Origin of the sequence: Marinigracilibium pacificum, assembly GCF_012926615.1 — a bacterium.
GTDB classification, from domain to species: domain Bacteria; phylum Bacteroidota; class Bacteroidia; order Cytophagales; family Cyclobacteriaceae; genus Mangrovivirga; species Mangrovivirga pacifica.
Genome location: NZ_JABBNU010000004.1, coordinates 53,140 through 76,437, shown reverse-complemented (window position 1 = coordinate 76,437; position 23,298 = coordinate 53,140). Strand labels below are relative to the sequence as shown.

General features: G+C 34.1%; 18 protein-coding genes. 6 read left to right on the top strand and 12 right to left on the bottom strand.

The genetic code is table 11. From position 1 onward, the window contains the following. Positions 1-166: 166 nt before the first annotated feature. From HH304_RS07200 to HH304_RS07175, 6 genes are all read right to left on the bottom strand, one after another. Positions 167-1,846: an alanine/glycine:cation symporter family protein gene (locus tag HH304_RS07200; RefSeq protein ID WP_169679600.1), complete on the bottom strand. Its 1,680-nt coding sequence runs from the start codon at positions 1,844-1,846 to the stop codon at positions 167-169. Between the two features lie 99 nt (positions 1,847-1,945). Beyond that, positions 1,946-3,280 (bottom strand): DUF58 domain-containing protein, encoded by a 1,335-nt coding sequence (locus tag HH304_RS07195; RefSeq protein WP_169679597.1) that lies wholly within the window; start codon positions 3,278-3,280, stop codon positions 1,946-1,948. Beyond that, positions 3,280-4,293 (bottom strand): AAA family ATPase, encoded by a 1,014-nt coding sequence (locus HH304_RS07190; protein ID WP_169679594.1) that lies wholly within the window; start codon positions 4,291-4,293, stop codon positions 3,280-3,282. The genes HH304_RS07195 and HH304_RS07190 overlap by 1 nt, the downstream gene beginning before the upstream one ends. A gap of 3 nt (positions 4,294-4,296) precedes the next feature. Then, complete coding sequence (locus HH304_RS07185; protein ID WP_169679591.1) at positions 4,297-5,505, bottom strand: DUF4350 domain-containing protein; 1,209 nt, start codon at positions 5,503-5,505, stop codon at positions 4,297-4,299. Further along, a complete protein-coding gene (locus HH304_RS07180; protein ID WP_169679588.1) occupies positions 5,486-6,181 on the bottom strand; it encodes a hypothetical protein in 696 nt (231 codons plus the stop codon). Before HH304_RS07180 ends, HH304_RS07185 begins: the two co-directional genes overlap by 20 nt. Then, a complete protein-coding gene (locus tag HH304_RS07175; RefSeq protein ID WP_169679585.1) occupies positions 6,159-7,991 on the bottom strand; it encodes a stage II sporulation protein M in 1,833 nt (610 codons plus the stop codon). The genes HH304_RS07180 and HH304_RS07175 overlap by 23 nt, the downstream gene beginning before the upstream one ends. Before the next feature lie 30 nt (positions 7,992-8,021). Between HH304_RS07175 and HH304_RS07170 the strand changes: the two genes are divergently transcribed. Next, entirely contained in the window at positions 8,022-8,759 is a 738-nt protein-coding gene (locus HH304_RS07170; protein WP_169679581.1) for an RDD family protein, read from the top strand. A gap of 3 nt (positions 8,760-8,762) precedes the next feature. Here HH304_RS07170 and HH304_RS07165 read toward each other — a convergent pair whose 3' ends face one another. Together HH304_RS07165 and HH304_RS07160 are read right to left on the bottom strand one after the other, a co-directional pair. Further along, on the bottom strand, positions 8,763-9,914 hold the full coding sequence (locus tag HH304_RS07165; RefSeq protein ID WP_169679579.1) for a TlpA disulfide reductase family protein: 1,152 nt from the start codon (positions 9,912-9,914) through the stop codon (positions 8,763-8,765). A gap of 42 nt (positions 9,915-9,956) precedes the next feature. After that, the gene (locus tag HH304_RS07160) at positions 9,957-11,081 is read right to left on the bottom strand and encodes an alanine racemase (RefSeq protein ID WP_169679577.1); all 1,125 of its coding nucleotides are present in this window, start codon (positions 11,079-11,081) and stop codon (positions 9,957-9,959) included. 47 nt (positions 11,082-11,128) lie between these two features. Here HH304_RS07160 and HH304_RS07155 point away from each other — a divergent pair, with 47 nt between their 5' ends. Both HH304_RS07155 and HH304_RS07150 read left to right on the top strand, forming a co-directional pair. Beyond that, positions 11,129-11,905: a type III pantothenate kinase gene (locus HH304_RS07155; RefSeq protein ID WP_169679575.1), complete on the top strand. Its 777-nt coding sequence runs from the start codon at positions 11,129-11,131 to the stop codon at positions 11,903-11,905. A gap of 162 nt (positions 11,906-12,067) precedes the next feature. Continuing rightward, positions 12,068-12,376, top strand: coding sequence for an isoamylase early set domain-containing protein (locus tag HH304_RS07150; RefSeq protein ID WP_169679573.1), 309 nt, complete (start codon positions 12,068-12,070; stop codon positions 12,374-12,376). Positions 12,377-12,402: 26 nt separating this feature from the next. On the opposite strand, the gene HH304_RS07145 is transcribed toward HH304_RS07150, so the two are convergent. Genes HH304_RS07145 through HH304_RS07130 form a run of 4 tightly spaced genes read right to left on the bottom strand, consistent with a single transcriptional unit; the run spans position 12,403 to position 20,335 of the window. After that, entirely contained in the window at positions 12,403-14,817 is a 2,415-nt protein-coding gene (locus HH304_RS07145) for a DUF3536 domain-containing protein (RefSeq protein WP_169679571.1), read from the bottom strand. Further along, entirely contained in the window at positions 14,818-16,752 is a 1,935-nt protein-coding gene (gene glgB, locus HH304_RS07140; protein ID WP_169679569.1) for a 1,4-alpha-glucan branching protein GlgB, read from the bottom strand. Then, positions 16,742-18,382, bottom strand: a complete 1,641-nt coding sequence (locus HH304_RS07135; protein ID WP_169679567.1) for a maltokinase N-terminal cap-like domain-containing protein — start codon at positions 18,380-18,382, stop codon at positions 16,742-16,744. Before HH304_RS07135 ends, glgB begins: the two co-directional genes overlap by 11 nt. Before the next feature lie 3 nt (positions 18,383-18,385). Beyond that, entirely contained in the window at positions 18,386-20,335 is a 1,950-nt protein-coding gene (locus tag HH304_RS07130) for an alpha-1,4-glucan--maltose-1-phosphate maltosyltransferase (protein WP_169679565.1), read from the bottom strand. Positions 20,336-20,522: 187 nt separating this feature from the next. On the opposite strand from HH304_RS07130, the gene msrB reads away from it, so the two are divergent. The 3 genes from msrB (at position 20,523) to HH304_RS07115 (ending at position 23,293) form a co-directional block, all read left to right on the top strand. Next, on the top strand, positions 20,523-20,984 hold the full coding sequence (msrB, locus tag HH304_RS07125) for a peptide-methionine (R)-S-oxide reductase MsrB (RefSeq protein ID WP_271711537.1): 462 nt from the start codon (positions 20,523-20,525) through the stop codon (positions 20,982-20,984). A gap of 301 nt (positions 20,985-21,285) precedes the next feature. Further along, on the top strand, positions 21,286-21,444 hold the full coding sequence (locus tag HH304_RS07120; protein WP_169679563.1) for a hypothetical protein: 159 nt from the start codon (positions 21,286-21,288) through the stop codon (positions 21,442-21,444). A gap of 157 nt (positions 21,445-21,601) precedes the next feature. Further along, positions 21,602-23,293 carry a glutamine--tRNA ligase/YqeY domain fusion protein gene (locus HH304_RS07115; protein ID WP_169679561.1) on the top strand — a complete coding sequence of 564 codons (1,692 nt, stop codon included), beginning with the start codon at positions 21,602-21,604 and terminating at the stop codon, positions 23,291-23,293. Positions 23,294-23,298 lie beyond the last annotated feature (5 nt).

Here is a 23,298-nt window from a genome sequence, read left to right as displayed (position 1 = left end):
TTTAAGCTGTTCACCTAAAAAAACTAGTAGTTTATCAACTTGCAAACTAACTAATATTCAAATATTTATACTTTTTACTGTAAAAATGTAACCCTTGAAATCTGAAAAAATAAAAAGTGGTACCAAAAAGGAACCACTTTTAAGGTTTAGGTTTAATTAAGGCTAATTATTTGCTCTTAAATTTCGTCCAGTAATCATTTACTGTTGATTTCATTTCTTTATGCAATAATGCTAGACCGATTAAGTTTGGAAGAGTCATTAAAGCAATAGTGATTCCAGCTATTGTCCAGATTATTTTTGCTTCTACAAAGGCCGCTATAAAGAAAGCAACTACATAGAATACTCTATAAATAATCACATACTTATTGCCAAAAAGGAATGTTGTAGCTCTATCTCCATAATAAGACCAGGAAATTGCTGTTGAAAATGCGAATAATAGCATACCCAATGATACAATATATTTACCCCAGTCGCCTAAGAATCCTAATCTAAAAGCTTCAGTAGTTAATGGTGCTGAGTGAATCAAAGACTTTCCGGTAATTGCAATTCCATCAGGAACTGAAAGATCTCCTTTATTAGCTGGAATTATTCCGGTATAAGGCTCACCATCCTTGGTTACAAATACATTTTCAGCAAAAGATCTCGCATGAATAACAGTAACATCATCAACAAATTTACCTTCTTCAATTTTCAGATCTCCAGTGTAATGATTAAGTAGTTCCCTTTCTTCCAGATGACGGAAAATTGCTCTCTGGTTTTCAGGATTTTCTTCCATTACTCTATCAATAACCTCAATATCAGTTATATCAAATTCATTCTGGAACTTTTGGTTCCACGCACCTGATGTTAAAAGAACAAGGCCGGTAATTGTACAGATAATAATTGTATCAATAAAAGGTTCCAAAATAGCAACCATGCCTTCAGAAACAGGCTCTTCAGTTCTTGCTGCTGCGTGAGCAATTGGCGCACTACCTTGACCAGCTTCGTTTGAAAATAATCCTCTTGCAACACCATTATTAAAAGCAAACTTAAATCCGGCACCAAGGAATCCTCCCGTTACTGCAGTACCTGTAAATGCATTCGTAAAAATAGAAGCTAAAGAAGGAAGTATATTTTCAAAGTTATAGAAGATAACACTAAAAGCACCAATGAAATAAATAATTGCCATCGAAGGAACTAGTTTCTCAGTTACTTTTACAATTCTTTTGATACCTCCAATAATTACTAGTGCTAAAAGAACACTTAGTATTGACCCGGTAATTAATGGATCAATATCAAATGTAGTTTTAATTGATGATGCTATATTATTGATTTGTGGCATATTACCTGTTCCAAAGGAAGATAATATCGTTGCCAAAGCAAAAACAACAGCTAAAACCCGGCTTACAGGGTTAAAGTTTATATTAAACAATTTAAAATTAGCATGTTTCATATAATACATTGGACCACCTGCCATTGTACCATCAGCTGTCTTTTCTCTGTACTTATGTGATAAAGTAACTTCGACAAATTTAGTAGTCATACCAAAAAAAGCAGTAACGAGCATCCAGAATAATGCTGCTGGGCCACCAATATGTAGTGCTAAGGCTACCCCTCCAATGTTACCTGTTCCGACTGTTCCTGATAATGCTGTAGTTAAAGCCTGGAAGTGGGAAGCATCTCCAGCTTCACCTTTTTTGTCGTACTTACCCATTACGACATTAATAGCATGTCTGAAGTACTTTATTTGTGGAAATCCTAAGTAAATAGTGAAAAACAATCCTGTTCCAAGAAGTAGAAACAGAAACCAATCTGCCTCTCCAACAAAACTGTTAATCATTTCCAAAAAAGAATTTAACTCTTGCATCAGTTTAGGTTTTTAGTTTTTTTTCGAAAAAAATTGTCCTGAAAATAAGAAACAGGATCATTTTTTGCCATTTTCAAGCCACCTTTATTTTCACTAAAATTAGATGAGCCCTCTGGCTTTCATTTCAAGGTATTTATTTAATGTATTGATACTCAGGTTTTGTGGGGTGGTATAAAGTGTTTGAATCCCCAGGTTTTGAAGTTCTTTTATCATTAACTTCTTTTCCATGGCTAATTCGCCCGCAACTACTTTATAATAAACATCTCTAAGTGTTTCTGCACTTTCAGATGCATATTTAGTAGTTTCTTCATTTTCAAAAATCACCACAACCAATAAATGTAATTTTGAAAGTTTCCTTAATACAGGCAGTACTCTTTCAATGGTATACTTACTTTCAAAATTGGTATACAGCATGAGCATACTACGATGCTTTATTAATTTTCTTACATTTTGATAAAGCATTTCAAAATCTGCCTCTGTTGTATCTTGTTCAAGGGAATACAGTGCTTCGTTGATCCTTTTCAATTGTAAAGGGTTCTTATCAGACTTTACAGCAATACCTTGATGTGCCGAAAAAGTCATCAATCCAGCCTTATCATTTTTTTGAATAGCCGCATTCGATAATATTAAAGATGCATTTACAGCGTAATCAGTCAATGACATCTTATTAAAAGGCATATACATCGCTCTGGATGTATCTATTATAGAGTAAATCTGTTGAGACTTCTCTTCTTCATAATGATTGACTTTTAGTTTACCGGTACGTCCGGTAGCCTTCCAATTGATCTTTTTTATTTCATCTCCCTGAACATAGTCTTTGATCTGCTCAAACTCAGTACTCTGTCCAATCCTTCTAATACGTTTTATCCCTTCATACATCATCAATGATTGGATTGAATATAAATTGTATTTCTTTAAATCAAGAACAGAAGGGTAGGCAGGAACTGTCTCACTATGCAAAATGGTAATTCGCTTGGTAAATATTTTCAAAGGACTATTTACAAAAAGCTGAATATCTCCATATTCATATTTGCCTCTTTCAACTATATGAAGCGAATAAGACTTTGTAAGATGATCCTTCTCCTCAAAATCAAATTGAAATTGAATATCTCTAACCTGGCATTTTACCGGGATTTCATCAATAAAATACCCACTAATACTTCTAGCAGTAGTTTTAATCAGGTGAATTCTTACTTTATTATTGTTTCCTAAAGAAAACACTTTTGCATGTGATCTTCGTCCTTCAAAATATTGATCCTTATACCATGTAAATAATAACACGGCATCAACAATACAGGTAACCAAAAACAATCCTAAAAGAATAAACCCATATTGATATATGCCAGGATAAAAAAAGGACAAAAAGAATACTCCTGTTATACCAAGTAACAGTAAATAAAAAGGTGGATTTATATATAGCTTCTTAATGGACATTATCTCGGAACTTCAATTTCTTCAACTATTCCTCTAATTACTTCCTTAGAATCCGTTCCTTCTAATTCCTTTTCAGGTGTTAATACTACTCTGTGATTTAAAACAAAAGGTGCCACATACATTATATCCTCAGGTATTACAAAGCTTCTACCTTTAAGTGCAGCAGTAGCTTTAGCTGATTTTAATATTGCCAGAGAGGCTCTTGGAGAAGCTCCTAAATATAAATCATGATGGTTTCGTGTGTTAAAAACAATTGTTGCAATATAATTTATCAGTTGATCCTTGATATGCACATCTTCAACCAGCTTTTGAAATTCATTGATTTCGGATTTATTAAAAATTGTTTCAACCTTAGTTTTTGCTTCTTTGTTGAAATCATTTTTAAACTTATTTAATATCGAAATCTCATCCTCAAGACCAGGATAAGTCATGTTTACTTTGAAAAGGAACCTGTCTAATTGTGCTTCTGGTAATTTATATGTTCCTTCCTGTTCGATAGGGTTTTGGGTAGCCAAAACCATAAATGGGAATTCCATTTTATAAGAATGGCCGTCTACCGTAATTTGTCTTTCCTCCATTACTTCGAATAATGCAGCTTGGGTTTTTGCCGGAGCACGGTTTATCTCATCAATTAATATTATCTGAGAAAATAGAGGTCCCTTCTTAAATTCAAACTCCGACTTGCCCATATTAAAAATAGATGTTCCAATAACATCTGACGGCATTAAATCCGGCGTGAACTGAATACGGCTAAACTCGGCATCAATTGTCTTTGACAACATTTTAGCACTCATTGTTTTTGCAATTCCCGGATATCCTTCAAGTAGAAGGTGACCATTACTGAAAAGTGCTACTACATATAATTCAACTAGTTCGTCCTGTCCTACAACTAATTTTGAAATCTCATTCTTTAACAGTTGAACTTTTTCACTTAGCTGAATATATTTCGCATCATTATTATCAATGTTCTCACCAGTAACCTGATCATTTTCTTCAATTCTGTTCTCTTCCATTTTCTACAATTCCTTATTATAAAAAGTGTGTATTAAATTATATAGTCGCATCAGATCGTCGTCTGATACAGATTTTTTGTAATCGAATTTATTTATAAAATCAAATATGCTATTGACCAAATTTTTATCAACTCCTGATTTCATTGAGAGTTTTTCCTTAAACTTCTCATCAAGATTAGATGTATTCAAATTATACTTTGACCTGATGTGTTCCAGAAATACCTTATTCAACTTTTTATAAATTAAGTAAGAATCAGCTTTCTGAAAGTATAACTCACCAACCAATTGTATATGGCTTAGTGTACGATTTTCTTTCTGAGGAATAACAGGTATAATCCTTTGTTTCCTTTTAGAAACATACAATAAATAAATTAATGCAGTAACCAAAAACAAGTACCAGGCTGCTGACAGTTGATTATTTGATAACACAAAGCTTAACGGACTTGCATTTAAACCTGTGTCATCACTATAATCCTCATTTTTGAAAAGGTTGGTAAAATATCTATCGAGATATAAGGTTTTACCATCTAGCTCTTCAGTTAGGAATTTTACTGATTTATATTTCTTTTGACTCAAATAGTAATTCGTAAAGATCAGGGGAGTACTCACAAATATAAACCTCCCTTCACCGAATTGAACTGAAAATGCTATAGGTGAGGATTCTATAAATAATAGAGGATCAACATAGTCTGTGTCATAATCTTCAAGTAACCTCAAATCAGAGGTAAATTGAGGATCACCATAATTATCATATCTTACAAAAATCTCAGAGAGGTTATTATTATATATTTCATATCGTTTTAATGATTCTGAAGAATAATAATAAATTTCATTATCAAAATGAGATTCTAATGAATCTAGAATATCATAAGGATTTTCATATGTTGCTATCATTGCCGTAGCACCATTATTTACTGCATTAAATAACTTTGGCAACTGCTTGTTAGACTCTGCAATAGAATTCCCTATAATTAGGTATGCAGAACTATCATTAAAGGATTTTTCAGCGTTTTTTAAGTTGAGATACTCAACATTATGATCATTAAGGGTTGTTAACCATTCATTATATAGCTTAAGATCATAAGGGTTTTCACCTTCCCAACTATATGTTTCATTCCAGTGATATCTTGTATTTAAGAGACTAAATCCAATCAGAAATATCACTAAACTAACTAAGACTACTATTATGATATTAACTAGGTTGTCTCTCATTTAAACTATTCAGCAAAAGATTAAACTTATTTTTCTCTTTTAAATATGTATTTACATCGATAGGATACTCACCATACCAATACTTTTCAAAGACTAATGTTATTTTTCTGAAATCTGACTTAATTTCATTGACTGGTATTTCATTTAAGAGTTGGTGGTTGGTTTTATCCTTCTTCCAAATAATCATTTCGGCTTCAGCAAGTTTCCTAATTAGCCACTGATAGTAAAGCCTGATACTATATCTGTATTTCCCATCATTTTCAGCCTGTTGTATTAATTGCGGAAAATCAAGCTCCATAGTCTTTTCTGTGATTTCATCATCAGAAAGAATTTCAACAGTAACATTATTTTTAGTATTGGACCTTGAACTATTATTAATTAGCCAAATCAATAATGCAATTATCAAACCAGCTGCAATAATTATTAACGCAGCCTTTACTACCTGTCCGGAACCATTGAACCAACTAACTGATTCTCTAGGTTCATATTCTAACTCGTCATTTGGTGCCTCAGCCTCTTCAGGTTCTTTTTCATCAAAAGAATATTGATAATCTTTTGAAAGATCTTCAAGCTTATCTTTTTCAAGTACTAAAGAATCTTGTGCTTGAATTCCTATTTGACTCAAAAAATAAATTCCAAAATAAAAAAATATTCTACCCCAGTTTCCTATCATCATTCGAATTAATTAAAGCATGAACTCGCTCTTTTAGTCCATTTGAATAAGCAATTTCTTTAACAGAATAATATTGTTGGAGATATAAAAACACCATCAATATTACTGATACAGAAATTTTAAAAAGGTCAACATTTAACAAATATATAGAATTTATTAATTCATAATACTCCAGATGCTCAATATGCATACCTAACAAATACTCCACAAAGGACCCTGACCCCAGGAGAAAATCTATAACATAGTATATAACAAAAGTAAAAAACAGCCATCCCAGGCCAATCAAAAGTGTTGAACCAAATGAATATTTCAACACAATAATTCCAGAAGATAAAAACCCTGGTTTACTTTCATCATTATCAGATATTACAAATAAAGGACATAATAATAATGGTATTATCAATACCGAAAATACTAATATCAACTCGGCCTTCAGACTTAATAACAAACAAATAATGGTAAAGCTAATTACCAGGTAAATAGCCATTTGAATTCTTTTTGGCTTTAGGTCAACACTTTGATAAACACGTAGGAGGGAAGTGTACCCCAACAAAGCAGATATCATAATAAAACTTAGAAACCATAAAAGATTTGGGTTTTCAAATTTTAAAAAAAGTGTATTGAGTTCATAGATGTTAAAATCCAGGATATGCTCCTTAAATTCCGGATATATACCAACTGTAATTAGAATTAAAACAGATGAAACCACCATATACCCAAGAAATACCAACATTAGTTTCCCAAAATTAGATCGAAGCAAGAAAAAAGCTTCAGTAATAATATTCCCTGCTGGTACTATTTTATTTTTTAATTTAAAAGTATGTGCCTCCGTTAAAGGGATATCGATTTTCTCTTCCCCCAATAAATTTTGTTTTTGTAACCAATATGGATAGACCACAAAATATCCAACCATTAATACAAAGCATATAAAAATAAATGCTAGCCTGAAAATTATTGGAATATCATCAAATCGAGTTATAAAGCTTTCAATAAAGGCAGCAATTACAATAAAGGGTGCCGTTCCAAGAATAATTTTAATAGAACGCTTTGCTTGAATCAGAAAAGCTTGAAGTCTTGAATATGTTCCGGGAAACATCCATCCCTTACCAAGTACCAATCCTGCTGCTCCGGCCAAAATTATACAGCTTATTTCTATAGTTCCATGTATCCAAATTGTCGAGAAAGATTCCCAAAACAATCCTTTTTGAATAAAAAAGTATTGAAAAGCTCCAACCATTATCCCATTATAAAGCAATATCAGAAATGTGCCTATAAGAGAAAATATACCAAAGAGATAAGTTTTAGCGGCCACCATCAGGTTATTTAAACCTATTCCAACAAACATCTCCAGCTCATTGCTGTCCTTATAAACCCCCATCGGGTCACCTGCTGCTATGTTCTCCTCAGTCATTTCAACATATTGGGAACCCAAAATTTGTGTTACAAATTCAGGTTCATAATGAGCAGAAAATGCACCAACAGCAAAAAATATGGTAAACATTATAAAAGAAGCCAGTAATTCTTTTCTGGTATTCCACATGGTACGTGGCAAATCATATCTGAAAAACTCTATAATTTTACTAAAGCCGTGTTTCTTATTTTTACTCAGACTCTGATATAGCCTTTGACTTATATTATTTAGATATACTCTTATCATCCTGTTAGGATAATGCGAGCGTGAATAACTTAAGTCATCAGTAATTTCTATATATAATTTGTGAAATTCATCCGGGTTTGATCCTGAAGTTTTGGATAACCTTTCAAAATACTGCCACTTTTCTTTATTTTGTTTGATAAATTCCGACTCACGCATGGGTCGAAGATACACTAATTGATCATAAAAATGCAAACTATAGAAATCAATACAAGTCAAAATGTAATCATAAGATATGAACTCGCAGGAGTTATGTATCGATTAATCAGCTACTTATTAGATGTGGTAATAATTGCAATAGGAGTTGCAATTCAATCTTTATTGATAAGAGGAATTTTTTCTTTTGATTATGTTGGTGAGTTGTTAGCAATCATGCTGGTGCCGCAAGTTGTATTTTATAGTTTGTTTTTTGAAATAATCTGGAGTGGACAGACACCTGGAAAAAGAATAATGAAAATTCAGGTAGTAAAAATGACTGGTGAGCAAGCTTCCTGGGGAGATTATTTTCTCAGATGGGCTTTAAAACCAATAGATATTATGTTTAGTTTTGGATCGATTGGAGTTCTTTCAATTTCTTCAACCAAGTTTGCTCAAAGAGTAGGAGATATAGCAGCAAATACTACGGTAATTAAACTTATACCAAAATATGATATTTCTTTAAATGACATATTGAAATTATCTGACAGATCTAATTATGAACCAATGTTCCCTCAGGTTACTAGTCTAAATGATGAGTATGTATTAGCTCTGAAAGAAGTAAAGGAGAGAACTAAAAATTATGATAATCAAGTTAATCAAAAGCTATACAAAGAGATAGTAGATGATCTGATAGAAAGGCTTGAAATAAAAAGAAACGAACTCAAGTTCAGAAATAAAGATGAGTTCGTTTCAAAAATCATTGATGATTATGTTTCCTTAACCAGATAAGGATTACATTTTTTTATTTAAGATTTCTTCAAGTTTAGCATCTAAACTTTCACCACGTAGGCCAGACTCTATAATTGTTCCATCAGGACCAATTAATACAGTATGTGGAATTGAATTGACTACATATTTTTGTGCAGCTTCATTTCCCCATCCTTGTAGATCAGAAACGTGCTCCCAATAAATTTTATCATTTTCAATTGCCTGAAGCCATGCATCTTTATTGTTATCTAAAGAAACTCCGAAAACCTCAAATTGATCTCCCTTATATTTATTGTATAATTCAACCATATAAGGATTTTCTTTCCTGCAAGGTCCACACCAACTAGCCCAAAAATCGATTAACACATACTTACCTCTATAATCTGTAAGCTTTAAAGTATCTCCTTTTGGTGAAGCTTGAGAAATTTCAGGTGCAACATTACCATTTTTCACAAGTTCCAAATCACTCAAACGAGCATTTAGATATTTCATTACTTTAGAATCTGCATAATCTTTCCCCAGTAATCCCATTAAACTATCTAATTGCTCATAGTTTTTACCATACATTAATTCAGTTCTGATTAATAATGGTGATAGATAAGAATTTGGATTCTCAGCTACATATTGCTTAGCCAGATTAGTTCTCTCATAGTAAATATCAGTTAACTGCTTACTAATTTCCTGTTGCTTAGCCTTATCTCCAAGACTATCCAGTCTATAATATTCCTTTACAAGAGCATCATAAATATCTGCCTTATAATTTTTTCTCTTCTCTGCTATGGAAATAAATTCATCATTTAACTCAGAGCCTTTAACCATAATAGGCGATTTTCTATTTGAAGGATCAATCACCATTTCAATAGAATCCGGAGTTAAAATAATATTGTTGAATCTAATATTTTGGTCACCTATTTGTAATCCGACAGCCTCAGGCCCCTTCCAGTCTAATACAAAATTAAACCTGCCTGAGTCGAGCATTACTGAATCAATTACATCTTTATCTTTAGTAACACTTGAGTACAAATACACCATTTCCCTGTCAGGAATATTACTTACCGTACCATTTAATACAAGAGTTTGCTTTTGCTGTTCATCTGTAGCTTCATCACTCTGAGATCCACATGAAACCAGTACCAGAACAGAAAAAATCATAAACGAAATTTTCCTAAAAGTCATAATTTATAGAGTTTTTAAAAATTGGTTCAGCTTAAATATATATTATATTTTTTGATAGTGACCAAGATCAGCAACATTAAAACGATTAATTTTTATTCCATTCAAATCATAATAACATCCCATTGTTGAAGCTGTATGGCAAGAATGAACTGGTAAAATACCAACTACCTCTCCGGGAAGTGGTAAATCCTCATCTTCATTCCAGGTTATAATACCATGCTCTTGAGAAACTTTATCAACATTCCCGACTATTTTAGTATCCCATCCATCACTTCTGAGCCTTACTACTTTACCAAAAGACTCCTGTTCACCAGAAATAAAATCCTTTGCTAAATGGACTGCTCCTCCATAGGTTATCACTTTTCTCGAATCCTCATATGTTGCGACAACCGGAGAACTTAAACAAACAGCTATATTATTTAAATCACAAGCTTGAAATGACACTTGCATAAAATCATAAAACACGAAATTTCCTGGTCGCAGTTCATCAACACCATCAAATTTATCAAATGAAGAACAAGAAGGTGTGTCTCCATATGAAACTATATAATTTTCGGAGTATTTATCCATAAACTCCCTCACATTCTGAATAATCTCAATTGCTTCAAAATGCTTTTGTTTCTGCAGTTCTACATTCGTTGTGTAATGATCACCTTTGTGAACCATTAAGCCCTTAAAATTAAGCTTACTATTTTTTTTAATTTTGCTAACAATATTCTGAAGGCCTTCAGTATCAGAAAAGTCAATTCCACTACGATAATATTTCACATCGAGTTCAATCCAGATATCAGTTTCAGCCACTATTTCATTTACCAGTTTTTCTACCACCTTCAAATCAGAAATGCATATTCCCAGTGTAATTTTATTTGCTAGTTGATTTATGAGATCAATCTCCCTGATATTTACCGGAAAAGCAATTAGTATATCATTCCATCCATGCTCAGCAAAATATGCTGCCATCTGTGGAGATGAAACTGCTATCTTATCAATTCCATATTCTCTGAACCATTCTCCAATTTCGGCAGATTGATGAGTTTTAAAGTGAGGTCTCAAATCTTTTCCAAGACTAGAGGCTTTTTCAGCCATCACTTTTATATTTCCAATGGCTATATTCTTATTGATTAATAATGAAGGGTAATTAAAAGTCATATCCATTTTATTTTCCATAAATTAAGTCCATTAATATTAAATTGGCTTTCTTTGCATAGGAAATTATGAAAACACTTCTTTCAATAGATATTGGGAATTCAGATATTGTCGTTGGACTATGGAGAGATGACAAAATCGAGCATATTTGGAGAACACCATCTTCCAAAGAAAAAAATCCTGATGCTTTTCAAATGATATTTCGTCAATGGCTACTGGAGTCAGATATAAAAATCAGTGAAATCACATCCATTTCATTAAGTAGTGTTGTGCCAATTCTTACTGACAAAGTTAGTTCTTCAATGGAAGCACTTTTTGGAATATCACCATTGATAATTGGCCCTGAAGTATATAATAAAATTCCTATTTCCACTGAGCGGCCTACAGAAATTGGTTCTGATTTGATGTGTAATGCTCTTTCAGCATATATAAGATCTGGAAGGCAAGCATGTGTTGTTGTCGACTTCGGTACAGCTCTGACTTTTACATCAGTAAATAATGATGGTAGTGTAGCAGGAGTTGCTATTGCTCCAGGATTAAAAACTGCTATTAAAGCACTTACTCAAAATACGGCAAAGCTTCCGGAGGTCCCGCTTGAAATGCCAAAATCTGTCCTTGGTAAAAATACTGTTCATGCTATTCAAGCTGGCATATTGGGAGGCTATACCGGATTAGTAGAGAAAATGATTTCATTGATTAAGCAAGAGCTGGATACCTCTATCCATGTGTATGCAACAGGTGGGTTATCATCAATATTAACTCCTCTTAATGATTCATTTGATATTGTTGATGTTAACTTAACACTCGATGGACTAAGATTGATGCATTATTTTTACGAAAAGTAAAACCGTAAACGATTGATAATCAATATCATTAGTTTTTTATCAAAATAACCCCCGTTTTTTTGTTTTTATATTAAAAAAACAGCTTCATATCTATATAAAACACATTTTAATATAGTAAAAAGTAAAAATTAGTTGTTCTTTAAAATAAAAATTTAGTCCATCATGAGTATCAAAAAACAGTATTTAAAGAGCAAGTCTGAATGTAAAGTGACTTTTTTAATCCCAAAAGAATTGGGTAAAGAAGCAAAAGAAGCAAGCATCGTTGCGGATTTTGTTGATTGGGATGCAGATGCACTACCTATGAAAAAACTTAAATCCGGAGAATTCAAATTAGTAACAAGCCTGAAAACTGGTGAAGAATATCAGTTCAGATATTTAATTGACGGCGAAAAATGGGAAAATGATCCTGAAGCTGACAAGTATGTTCCAAACAATCTGACATTTGAAGATAATTCTGTAGTAATTGTCTAAAAAAAGCCCGGTCACCCCGGGCTTTATTATTTTCTTATCTTTACATTCTCTCTAATTGCATCAGGATTTAAATTGAGCTCTTCAGCTAAGGACTCAATAAGATCCATATTGTTGTGAATAAATGGATCATATCCTCTAAGCATATTAAAAGTCAGGTTTTGTAATTGTTTAAAATTACTTTCTAGTCCGATAGACCGCATAAGCCTTATCGATTTCCTAATATTCTTAATTGTCCCTTCATCATCCGGCTGTTCAATATAATCATTCAACATCTGTATGAGTCTGTTGTTTACCAATGGATTCAAAATGACATTATTCACGGTAACATTCCACTTTTTGGCCTCCTTAACAGTTCCTTCCAGTTTAACCATATCAAGCTTTGCATTTTGGAATATTTTTTTCAGTTCTGTTTGCACCACACCCTCAATATTCCTTTTTAAAGCTAATGGAATATGCAGTCCATGATTCTTCATTACATTTAATAGATTGTAATTTCGATCATAGATTCTACGGTAGGAAGATTCGGCCTGTGAAATACTTTCCTGTAATACCGTATCCAGAAGTTTGTTTTGCTCGTCTCTGAACATATCATAAAAGCTAAAACTCTTTGATTTAAAGTTCGCTCTTATTATATCTATGGTTTTGGATATGTTACCAATATTAAATTCATCTCTTATTTCTTTTGAAACCCTGGCAAAAGATTCATCATCAAACTTATTAGATGAAGTACCTAATAACTGATGTTGCCCGAGATAAACAATTACAAACCAAAATACTTTTTCACTTTGAGTTACCTTACTAACAACCTTAGTTTTACCCAATGCAAGCCTTTGCATCCCCGCTTCATATCTCTTATATATTTCGCTTTCACAGTCATAATTTAATACAGAGAGCATAGCTGGATTATCAGCAAACAAAGAGTTAACAGCATAATGAAGTCCGATACTTGTTAATGTTAACCTACCTGTTCTGACCAGTTCATTATATATTTTCTTCCCATCACCAAACTGTTCAATATTACTTAGTGCCGCCTCTAGCTTATTTGCAAATTCCTTTTCAAGATTTATGTTTGCCTCACTTTCAGCGAGCTGAATAGCCCGATCAGCATATTGAAGAATTTGAACGGTCTCAATACCTGATAGTTCATCAAAAAACCACCCGCAGCTTGTAAACATTAAAAGACTTTGCCTTTGCAGTTCTAATAGCCTTAACAAATGAGTCTTTTCTGTCTGATTTTCTGGTATCTTCTTGACATATTTATTGATAAACCGATCTACTGACGGTCTTGACCTGTTAAGAAGAACTTCTATATATTTTTGCCTAAGCTCCCATGGATCAGTTTCAAACTTTTTCATTTCTTTTTCATAGGATGCTGCAAGCTCATCTCTTAGCCAGTTGAGAGAATCCCGTAGTCCAACCCTCCATTTTTGATTCCACTCAGGGCGGCCACCTGTACTACAGCCGCAGTCACTTCTCCATCTTTCTATGCCATGAACACAACTCCAGGAGCTATCTTCATGAATTTCGACCTCATGAACCGGTGGATTAATCTCCAGATATTGACCGTAATTTATTAACTCAAATTCTTTTAGTGACTCAATTTTTTTTAGGCAGTAAGCCAATGCCATTTCTCCATATCTGTGATGGTGTCCATAGCTTTCACCATCTGTTGCCACATGAACTAATTGGCTATCTTTATCTGTTTCATCAAAAGAACTTGTTAAATGATGAGCGAATTTCTCTCCATCAGATAAAAGGCCTTTAAATGCAATTTCTTGCGACCTATCTCCATCATAGAAAAACAAATTCATTTGTCTGCCTGAAGGAAGGTTTATGATATAAGACTTTCTAGAGTTAATTCCGTCAGTCCACTCTTTATCTCCAATTTTCCTAAATCTTTTTGCCTGCCTTGGTGCTAACAGGGTATATTTAATACCATGCTTGGCCATAAGATCCAAAGACTCCAGGTCAACAGCTGTTTCAGCCAGCCACATACCCTCGGGTTGCCTTTTGAAACGATGCTCAAAATCTTTAATTCCCCAAATAATCTGAGTTTCCTTATCCCTGGTATTGGCCAATGGCATGATAATGTGATTATACACCTGTGCCATCGCAGACCCATGCCCCTTAAATCTGGACATGCTTTCCAGGTCTGCCTCCAGAATACCTTTGTAAGTCGATGGTTCGTATTCTTCCATCCACGACAGAAGGGTAGGACCAAAATTAAAACTGATCTTACTGTAATTATTTACAATGTTTATGATTTTCCCATCACTATCAAGTACTCTTGCCTGAGCATTTGGTCCATAACATTCAAAATTTATTCTTTCATTCCAGTCATGAAATGGAAAAGCAGATTCCTGAACTTCTATAGTTTCCAGCCAGGCATTTTCTCGTGGCGGCTGATAAAAGTGTCCATGAATACATATATATTTTTTCATTTATTTCATTTTTAAAATACTTACTCCCAGTGGAGAAAGTGACAACTTCAGCTTGTATTTTTGTCCATGCTGCTGTCCTGGTACTGATTTTAACTCACCACCATTAAACATGTTACTTCCTCCGTATCTCTCATAATCAGTATTGAGAATTTCCTCAAATTCTCCTTCAAAAGGAACACCGATCTCATATCCTTCACGCGGTACAGGCGTAAAGTTCACTGCTATAAAAATTGTATTTTCCGGATCGTGACCTTTTCTCATATAAACTATTACTGAATTTGTCGAATCAGTATAATCTATCCATTCGAAGCCCTCAGCACTAAACTGCTTTTCATACATTGCAGGTTGTGACTTATAAACTTTGTTTAGATCCTTAATTAACTCTTTTATTCCTGAATGATATTTATGTTCTTCAAGCCACCAGTCAAGTGATTTATCGTGCTTCCACTCATCACTTTGACCAAATTCATCACCCATAAATATCAGGTTTGTACCGGGATGGGTAAACATATATCCATACAAACAACGAAGATTTGCAAATTTTTGCCATTCGTCACCCGGCATTCTGGATAGTAATGAGCCTTTACCGTGAACCACCTCATCGTGTGATAATGGAAGCATAAAGTTTTCAGTAAAAGCATAGGTCATACTAAATGTAATATTGTTTTGATGATGATTTCTATAGATCGCATCCTTACCAAAATAGACCAGTGTATCATTCATCCAGCCCATCATCCATTTCATACCAAACCCGAGACCTCCAAGATATGTCGGTTTAGTAACCATAGGCCAGGAAGTACTTTCTTCTGCAATTGTCTGAACACCTTCAAAATTACCATAAACCGCTTCATTCATTTCTTTCATAAAATCTATGGCCTCCAAATTCTCCCTTCCACCGTATTTGTTTGGTATCCATTCACCTTCGTTTCTTGAATAATCCAGATATAACATGGAAGCAACAGCATCAACTCTTAAGCCATCAGCATGGAAAACATCCAGCCAATAGCATGCATTTGATATTAAAAATGAACGTACTTCGTTTCTACCATAGTTAAAAATATAGCTGTTCCAATCAGGATGATAACCCTGACGCGGATCTTCATGTTCATAAAGAGATGTTCCGTCAAATTCAAATAACCCATGAGCATCATTTGGAAAATGAGAAGGAACCCAATCAAGATATACCCCGATATTTTCATTATGAAAAGCTTCAACCAGATACATAAAGTCTTGCGGTGTACCATACCTGGAAGACGGAGCAAAATATCCTGTAACCTGATAGCCCCATGAACCAAAAAACGGGTGCTCCATTACTGGCATAAACTCAATATGAGTAAATCCCATTTCTTTGACATAAGATACCAGTTCTTCAGCCATTTCACGATATGAAAATGACCTGTTTGCCTCTTCAAACTTCCTTTTCCATGATCCAAGATGTACTTCATAAACACTAATTGGACGATCAAGAGCATTTAATTCAATTCTCTTTTGCATCCATTTTTTATCTTTCCATTTATAGGAGTTATCCCAGACTATTGAAGCTGTTTTTGGTGGGACTTCCCAATAAAAAGCAAAAGGATCTCCCTTTTCTAAAATTCTGCCTGAAGCACTGTTTTGAATTTTATACTTATAGAGTGTTCCATTATCAAGTCCTTCAATAAACCCTTCCCAAATACCCGAACTATCCCATCGAGGAAATAAATAATGTTCATCACCAGCCCAGCCATTAAATTCACCTATTACACTAACTTTTGAAGCATTGGGTGCCCATACGGCAAAATATACACCCTTTTTATTTTCATGCTCAGTTACCCTGCTTCCAAGTTTTTCATATAATTTAAAATGCTTACCAGAGTTAAAAAGACTGATATCAAAATCTGTAAGCATACTTAAAGCCTGTACCTTGTTTTCAGGTGACTCATGACTATTTTTCATTTTCTTCAACATTTAAAATTTGCATAATCCCTTTTAAAGGAATAATTGCCCAGTCTGGTCTGGCATTCAATTCATACCCCAATTCATACACTGCTTTTTCTAGCAAATGGTATTTCAATAAATATTTAATTTCTTGACTATATCCTATGTCAAGGTTGTTTTTAAAAGCCACCCGACAATATTTATCAAGAAAAACATTCGTAATTACCCTGAACAACTTTGACCCAAGTAAAGAACATTCATTTTGGCTATCCTGATACTTCTTTTTCTTGAACAGGGTAGCATAAATAGCATAATGAAATGACCTGAAAATTCCAGCAACATCTTTTAAAGGTGATTGCTTAACCTTTCTGTCACGGATTGTACTTTCAGGTTCTCCTTCATAATCAAGAATAAAAAAGTCATTATCAGCCAAAAGAACTTGCCCCAGATGGTAATCTCCATGTATCCGGATGCGCTTGCTATTCAGTTTTAATTCATCAAAGGATAAAAAGTGTTTGATTATATCCGACTTATGAGAGATAAATTCATGTGCATATTCAAGTCCATCGCCTTCAAGTTTATGAAGGTTTGACTCTAACATATTATAGCGGTTCTCGAATATATAGATTAGCCTGTTTTTCAACCAAACACTAAAATCGCTGTTATAAGATCTTGGCACAAAATGTCGGTCTATTTTATTCGAAGCCAGGGCAACATGCATTTGCGCCGTACGCTTGGCCAGCATTTCAATATTATCTAAAAATTCCTCTCCAATTAAAACACTGTATTGATCTGGAATTGAAGAGGCTTTCATTTTCCTCAGGTACTTTAATTTTGGAAGCTCTGAAATTTTTAAATCAGAATTTAAGAAGTTATCAAACGCAGATTCTATTTTTTTAAGCATATAATCCCAACCTTCACCCTGGTTTGGAATTAACTCTGTCATAAGTGCTATCGAAACCATAAAATTTCCTGATCGAACCCATGAAACGCTACCTCCGTATTTTGGGGAATGTGTGAATCCGGCCTGGTCAGACAAGAACCTCACTAATTCATGGTCAGGGTTATGATCCATGAAAAGTTTACGATATATCTTAAGGATGTATTTATTATTGTAAATAATCGAAGTATTACTTTGTTCGACATTTAGCAGTTCACTAGAAATTTTATCCCCCTCATTTTCGGTCATAACTTTACCCCGTTCGAAAAGGAAGAAGTTGTCTGCACCGATTCCGATTTTACTGGATTTAATCATATGGTTGAAAAGGGCATTCCTGTAATCTTCAAGATATACAGCTTCTACAAGAAACCCTTCGGTTCCTTCGATAACACATTTACCTAGAATTTTAATATCATCTTCCTTAGGCAATATTGTCACGAATGAAAGAGGTAACAGATAGGTTTCGGTATACCCGGGCTCATATACCACTTCAACTATGATATGATAATAATACCCAAAATCAGTAGGTAGCGGTAGAATACGTTCAATTTTAAAGACCTTGACAGGAGTACTTTTACCCGCAAACCATCGGCGTTTCGTGATATATTGAGGAACCCATTCTTCAATAAATGCATCTCTGAATAATGGGTCTTCAAATACTTCTTGCCAATTATGTCTGGTATGTACTGCTCTAATCAGGGTTTCCATGTTTTAATGAGTTATTTTAAACAAATGAAAAGGAATTGATGCAGGATTTAGCTCTACGAAATTCCATTCCTTATCCCATAAATAAGAATTCTCTGAAAGCAGATCAGTAACGGTGAAATGATGACCGGCCTTTTCTTCCAATAAATCAAGAGGTAATTGCAACCAACCAGACTGAGTGTAATGAGGGTCAAGATTAACTACCATTAATAATTGATCCTTTTTATCTTCAGATTCCTTATAATAAGCAATAATCTGCTCATTATCTATATTACAAGCCTTGTAATTATATGTGTCCTGTAAGGCCGGATGAATTTTTCTTAATTCATTTACCTTCTTTATAATGTGTTTTAGCTTTGTATCAATTTCCCAGCTCCAGTTCTTCAATTCATATTTTTCGGAATTCATATATTCTTCTTTACCTGGAAAGGCTTCAAAAATCATATTTTCAAATACGGGACCGTAAATTCCATAATTTGAAGACAATGTAGCAGCCATAAAAAACCTTGACATAAACATGGCCGGATGACCATTTTGTAAGGAATAGGGGTTTATATCCGGAGTATTTGGCCAAAAATTCGGTCTGAAATAATATTTCCCATCACCATTAACCAGTTCATCCATATATTCCTCAATTTCATGCCGGCTATTTCTCCATGTATAATATGAATAAGATTGGGTAAACCCGACCTTAGCCAGTTCATGCATAACCTTTGGTCTTGTAAATGCCTCTGAAAGAAAAATTATGTCAGGATGATTTGCTTTGACTTCATAAATAACCCAATGCCAGAATTTATATGGCTTGGTATGTGGATTATCCACACGAAAAATAGTTACACCAGCTTCTATCCAGAATTCAAGGATTGAATGAAGTTCTTTCCATAAGTTCTTCCAATCTTTAGTCTCAAAGTTTATGGGTAGTATATCTTGATACTTTTTTGGTGGATTTTCAGCATATTGAACCGTACCATCAGCTCTCCATTTAAACCAGTCCGGATGCTCTTTAACATAGGGATGATCCGGTGCACATTGTAAAGCATAATCCATCGCAACCTCAATACCAAGCTCTTTGGCATGATTAATCAGGCTTTTAAAATCTTCAAATGTGCCTAAGTCGGGATGAATCACTTTATGGCCACCATTTTCACCGCCAATAGCCCAGGGACTACCAACATCATCCGGCTTAGCTACGACTGTATTATTTTTCCCTTTACGGTGTGGCATTCCTATAGGGTGCACAGGAGGGAAGTAGAGAACATCAAATCCTAATTCGGCAACATATGGAAGCCTTTCAATACAATCTTTAAAAGTACCGTGCTTTCCTGATTCATTACCGGCAGACCTTGGGAAAAATTCATACCAGGAACTAAATAATGCCTTTTTACGATCTACGTATACAGTTAAATCATTGTCATAGGTTGTTTTAAAATCCTTTCTCGGATATTTGTTAAAAATACCAATCAATTTATTTCCTAAGGCATAGTCAATCGTTTCTTTGATACTTCCTTTTTCGAATAAATCAACTCCTGAAAGAAGATATGTTTTCTCTGATTTCGACACCCTTTTTAACAGGTCTTTCAAGTATTTAATCCCATCAAGAAGCTCAACATCTACAATTTGTCCGGCATCAACTTTCCTCTTTAATTCGTATCGCCAATTTAATTGATGATCTACCCATCCTTCTATTTTAAAATTATATATGCCCTGTTTCTTTGGAATGAATTCTGCATACCATCTATCATTAATTATATGATTAAGCGGAATTTCCTTCCACGTTTTTGAATTAGATGGTTTATAAAGTAATGCTCCATTAACTACATCGTGTCCGTCACCAAATAAGTCACATTCCACTCTAAACTTCTTATCTTCAATTGCCTTAGCATAAAACTGGCCATTGTTTATTTCAGGAGAAACTGATTCAATGATGACACGGCTTTGTCCCTGGTAATTTTTCATTGATTGGCTGGGTATTTATAAGTAAATTATATTATGACTGATACAAGATAGTAATAATAAAAGTGCTTTTTTATTAAAGAACAAATGAAAATTTTACGCAAACGTTTTAGAACAATATATTATTAATTAATGCGGTCGGATATTAACAATATTGCAACAATACGCTAACAAAATAAGTTATTTGGACATGGAAAAAGTTAAAATGAATTTTATTGAAAGGGATCATAAATTTGAAATCACCATTGATGATAATGAATGGCATGAAAGATTGGGCCCAACAAGATATTTTATATGTAGACAGGCAGGAACAGAAAGGCCTTATACCGGAGAGTATGAAACAACAGTTGAAAAGGGAATCTATTACAGCGCTGCAACTTTAGATCCTTTATTTGATTCTTCAGATAAATTTGACAGTGGCTGCGGTTGGCCTTCATTTACTAAACCAATACATGAAGATGCTGTGGTTTACAGAGAAGACTTGAGTCATGGTATGCATCGAATTGAAGTGCTTGACGCCAGATCAGGAAGCCATTTGGGACATGTATTTAATGATGGGCCAGCGCCAACAGGATTAAGATATTGCATTAACTCGGCAGCTTTAATCTTTGTAAAAGAAGGAGAGGAGAAACCAAAGTATAAGCCGTTTTAGTAATTAGTCTGGTAACCCTTGGTGTAATAATAAAACATATTTTTTAATCATTTTTTTTACCCAAATAAGTTTATTACTGTTCACTACAGGAAAAGTCATATCTATAAAAATTTAATTGTTCAAACAGATACCCTCAATGCTCTTTTTTGCGTATGCCGGATTATTGTACTAATGTAAGGTAATTCTATAAAGAGGCTGGTGGGTCATTTCATTTACAGGTTTCTTTGTACCAGTAATTGTGCATGAGGAAAGAAGGATATACTTGCTTTGACTATTACTTTTTAAACCTAATTAATTTTTTATGAAAAAGATTTTTGCGCTTTCACTTTTAATTTCATTTGGGTTAACCTCATGCGGTTATTATACTTGTCCAACCTATGCAGATACTAATGCACCTGTTGAAAAAGTTCAGGACATTAAGATCGAGAAGAAAACAGAGGGGAAAGAAGTGATTGGATAAGTGGAATACCACCACAATGACTTTAAAGGTTTTCCCCTATCGGAAAACCTTTGTTTTTTTTAATCCCTTCCATTTCAAAATTTAGCATAATTTTATCTCCTTTTTAATAAGCTATGCGTATTTTCGCACAGTTATCAGTCAAGAAATATTTGCATTTATGTCTACAAACGAGGGAGATAAGAAAAAAAAGTCACTCAACTTTATTGAGCAAAGGATAAATCACGATAATTCGACCGGAAGGTACGATAATAAAGTCCATACCCGATTTCCACCTGAGCCAAATGGTTACCTGCATATTGGTCATGCAAAATCGATATGTCTGAACTTCGGTGTTGCAAAAGATTACCAGGGAAAAACCAATTTACGATTTGACGATACTAACCCTTTAAAAGAGTCAACAGAGTATGTTGATGCTATAAGGGCTGATGTAAAATGGTTAGGGTTCGACTGGGAAGATCGTGAGTTTTATGCTTCTGATTATTTTGATCAATTATATGACTATGCTGTTCAGCTAATTAAAAAGGGAAAAGCATATGTTGATGACCAGTCTGTGGAAGAAATTGCAGAAACCAGAGGTACTCCAACAGTTCCTGGTAAAGAAAGCCCTTACCGCAACAGATCTTTGGAAGAAAACCTTGCCTTATTCGAAGGTATGAAAAATGGTGACTTCAAAGATGGTGAAAAGATTCTTCGAGCAAAGATCGATATGTCTAGTCCGAATATGCATATGCGCGATCCTGCTTTATACAGAATTCGTAAGGTTCATCATCATAGAACTGGTGACACCTGGTCAATTTACCCAATGTATGACTTTGCACATTGTCTTTCTGATAGCATTGAAGGTATTACACATAGTTTGTGTACTTTAGAATTTGAAGTTCACAGGCCTTTGTACGACTGGATACTTGAGGAACTTGAAGTATTCCATCCACAACAAATAGAGTTTGCTCGATTAAACCTTAATTATACAGTAATGAGTAAGCGTAAGCTTCTCGAACTGGTAGAAGGTGATTATGTTTCCGGATGGGACGATCCACGTATGCCAACAATTAGTGGTATGAGAAGGAGAGGTTATACACCTGAAGCTATTCGGAATTTCTGTGAAACAATTGGAGTTGCAAAAAGAGATGGCATTATAGATATTGCTCTGCTTGAGCATAGTGTTAGAGAAGATCTAAACAAAAAGGCCAATAGAGTAATGGGAGTTTTGAACCCTGTAAAGGTAATCATCACGAATTATCCTGAAGGAGAAACAGAAGAGCTTCCAGCTATTAATAACCCTGAAGATGACTCTGCTGGAAAAAGACTTCTGCCATTTGGTAGAGAAATTTACATTGACAGAGAAGACTTTATGGAAGATCCTCCAAGAAAATTCTTCAGACTTGGCCCTGGAAGAGATGTTAGACTGAAATATGCTTACATAATTACATGTGATGACTATAAAAAGAACGAGGAAACCGGCGAGATTGAAGAGATTTATTGTACTTATCATGTAAATAGTAAATCAGGACAAGATACTAGTGGGTTAAAACCTAAAGGAACATTAGGGTGGGTTCATGCACCAAGTGCATTAGACATCACTGTTAATCAATATGACCGATTATTTAAAGTTGAAGCTCCTGCTAACGATAAAGAAAAAGACTTTAAGGAATTTTTAAATCCTGATAGTTTAAATACTATTAAAGGTGCTAAAATAGAGCCATCTGTAAAAGACTTGAAGCCTGGCACTACAGTTCAATTTGAACGTCTGGGATATTTCTGTGTAGATCCTGATTCAAGCGAAGGCAATCTTATATTTAATAGGACTGTAACATTAAAAGACAGCTGGTCAAAGGAAAAAAACAAATAAATAAG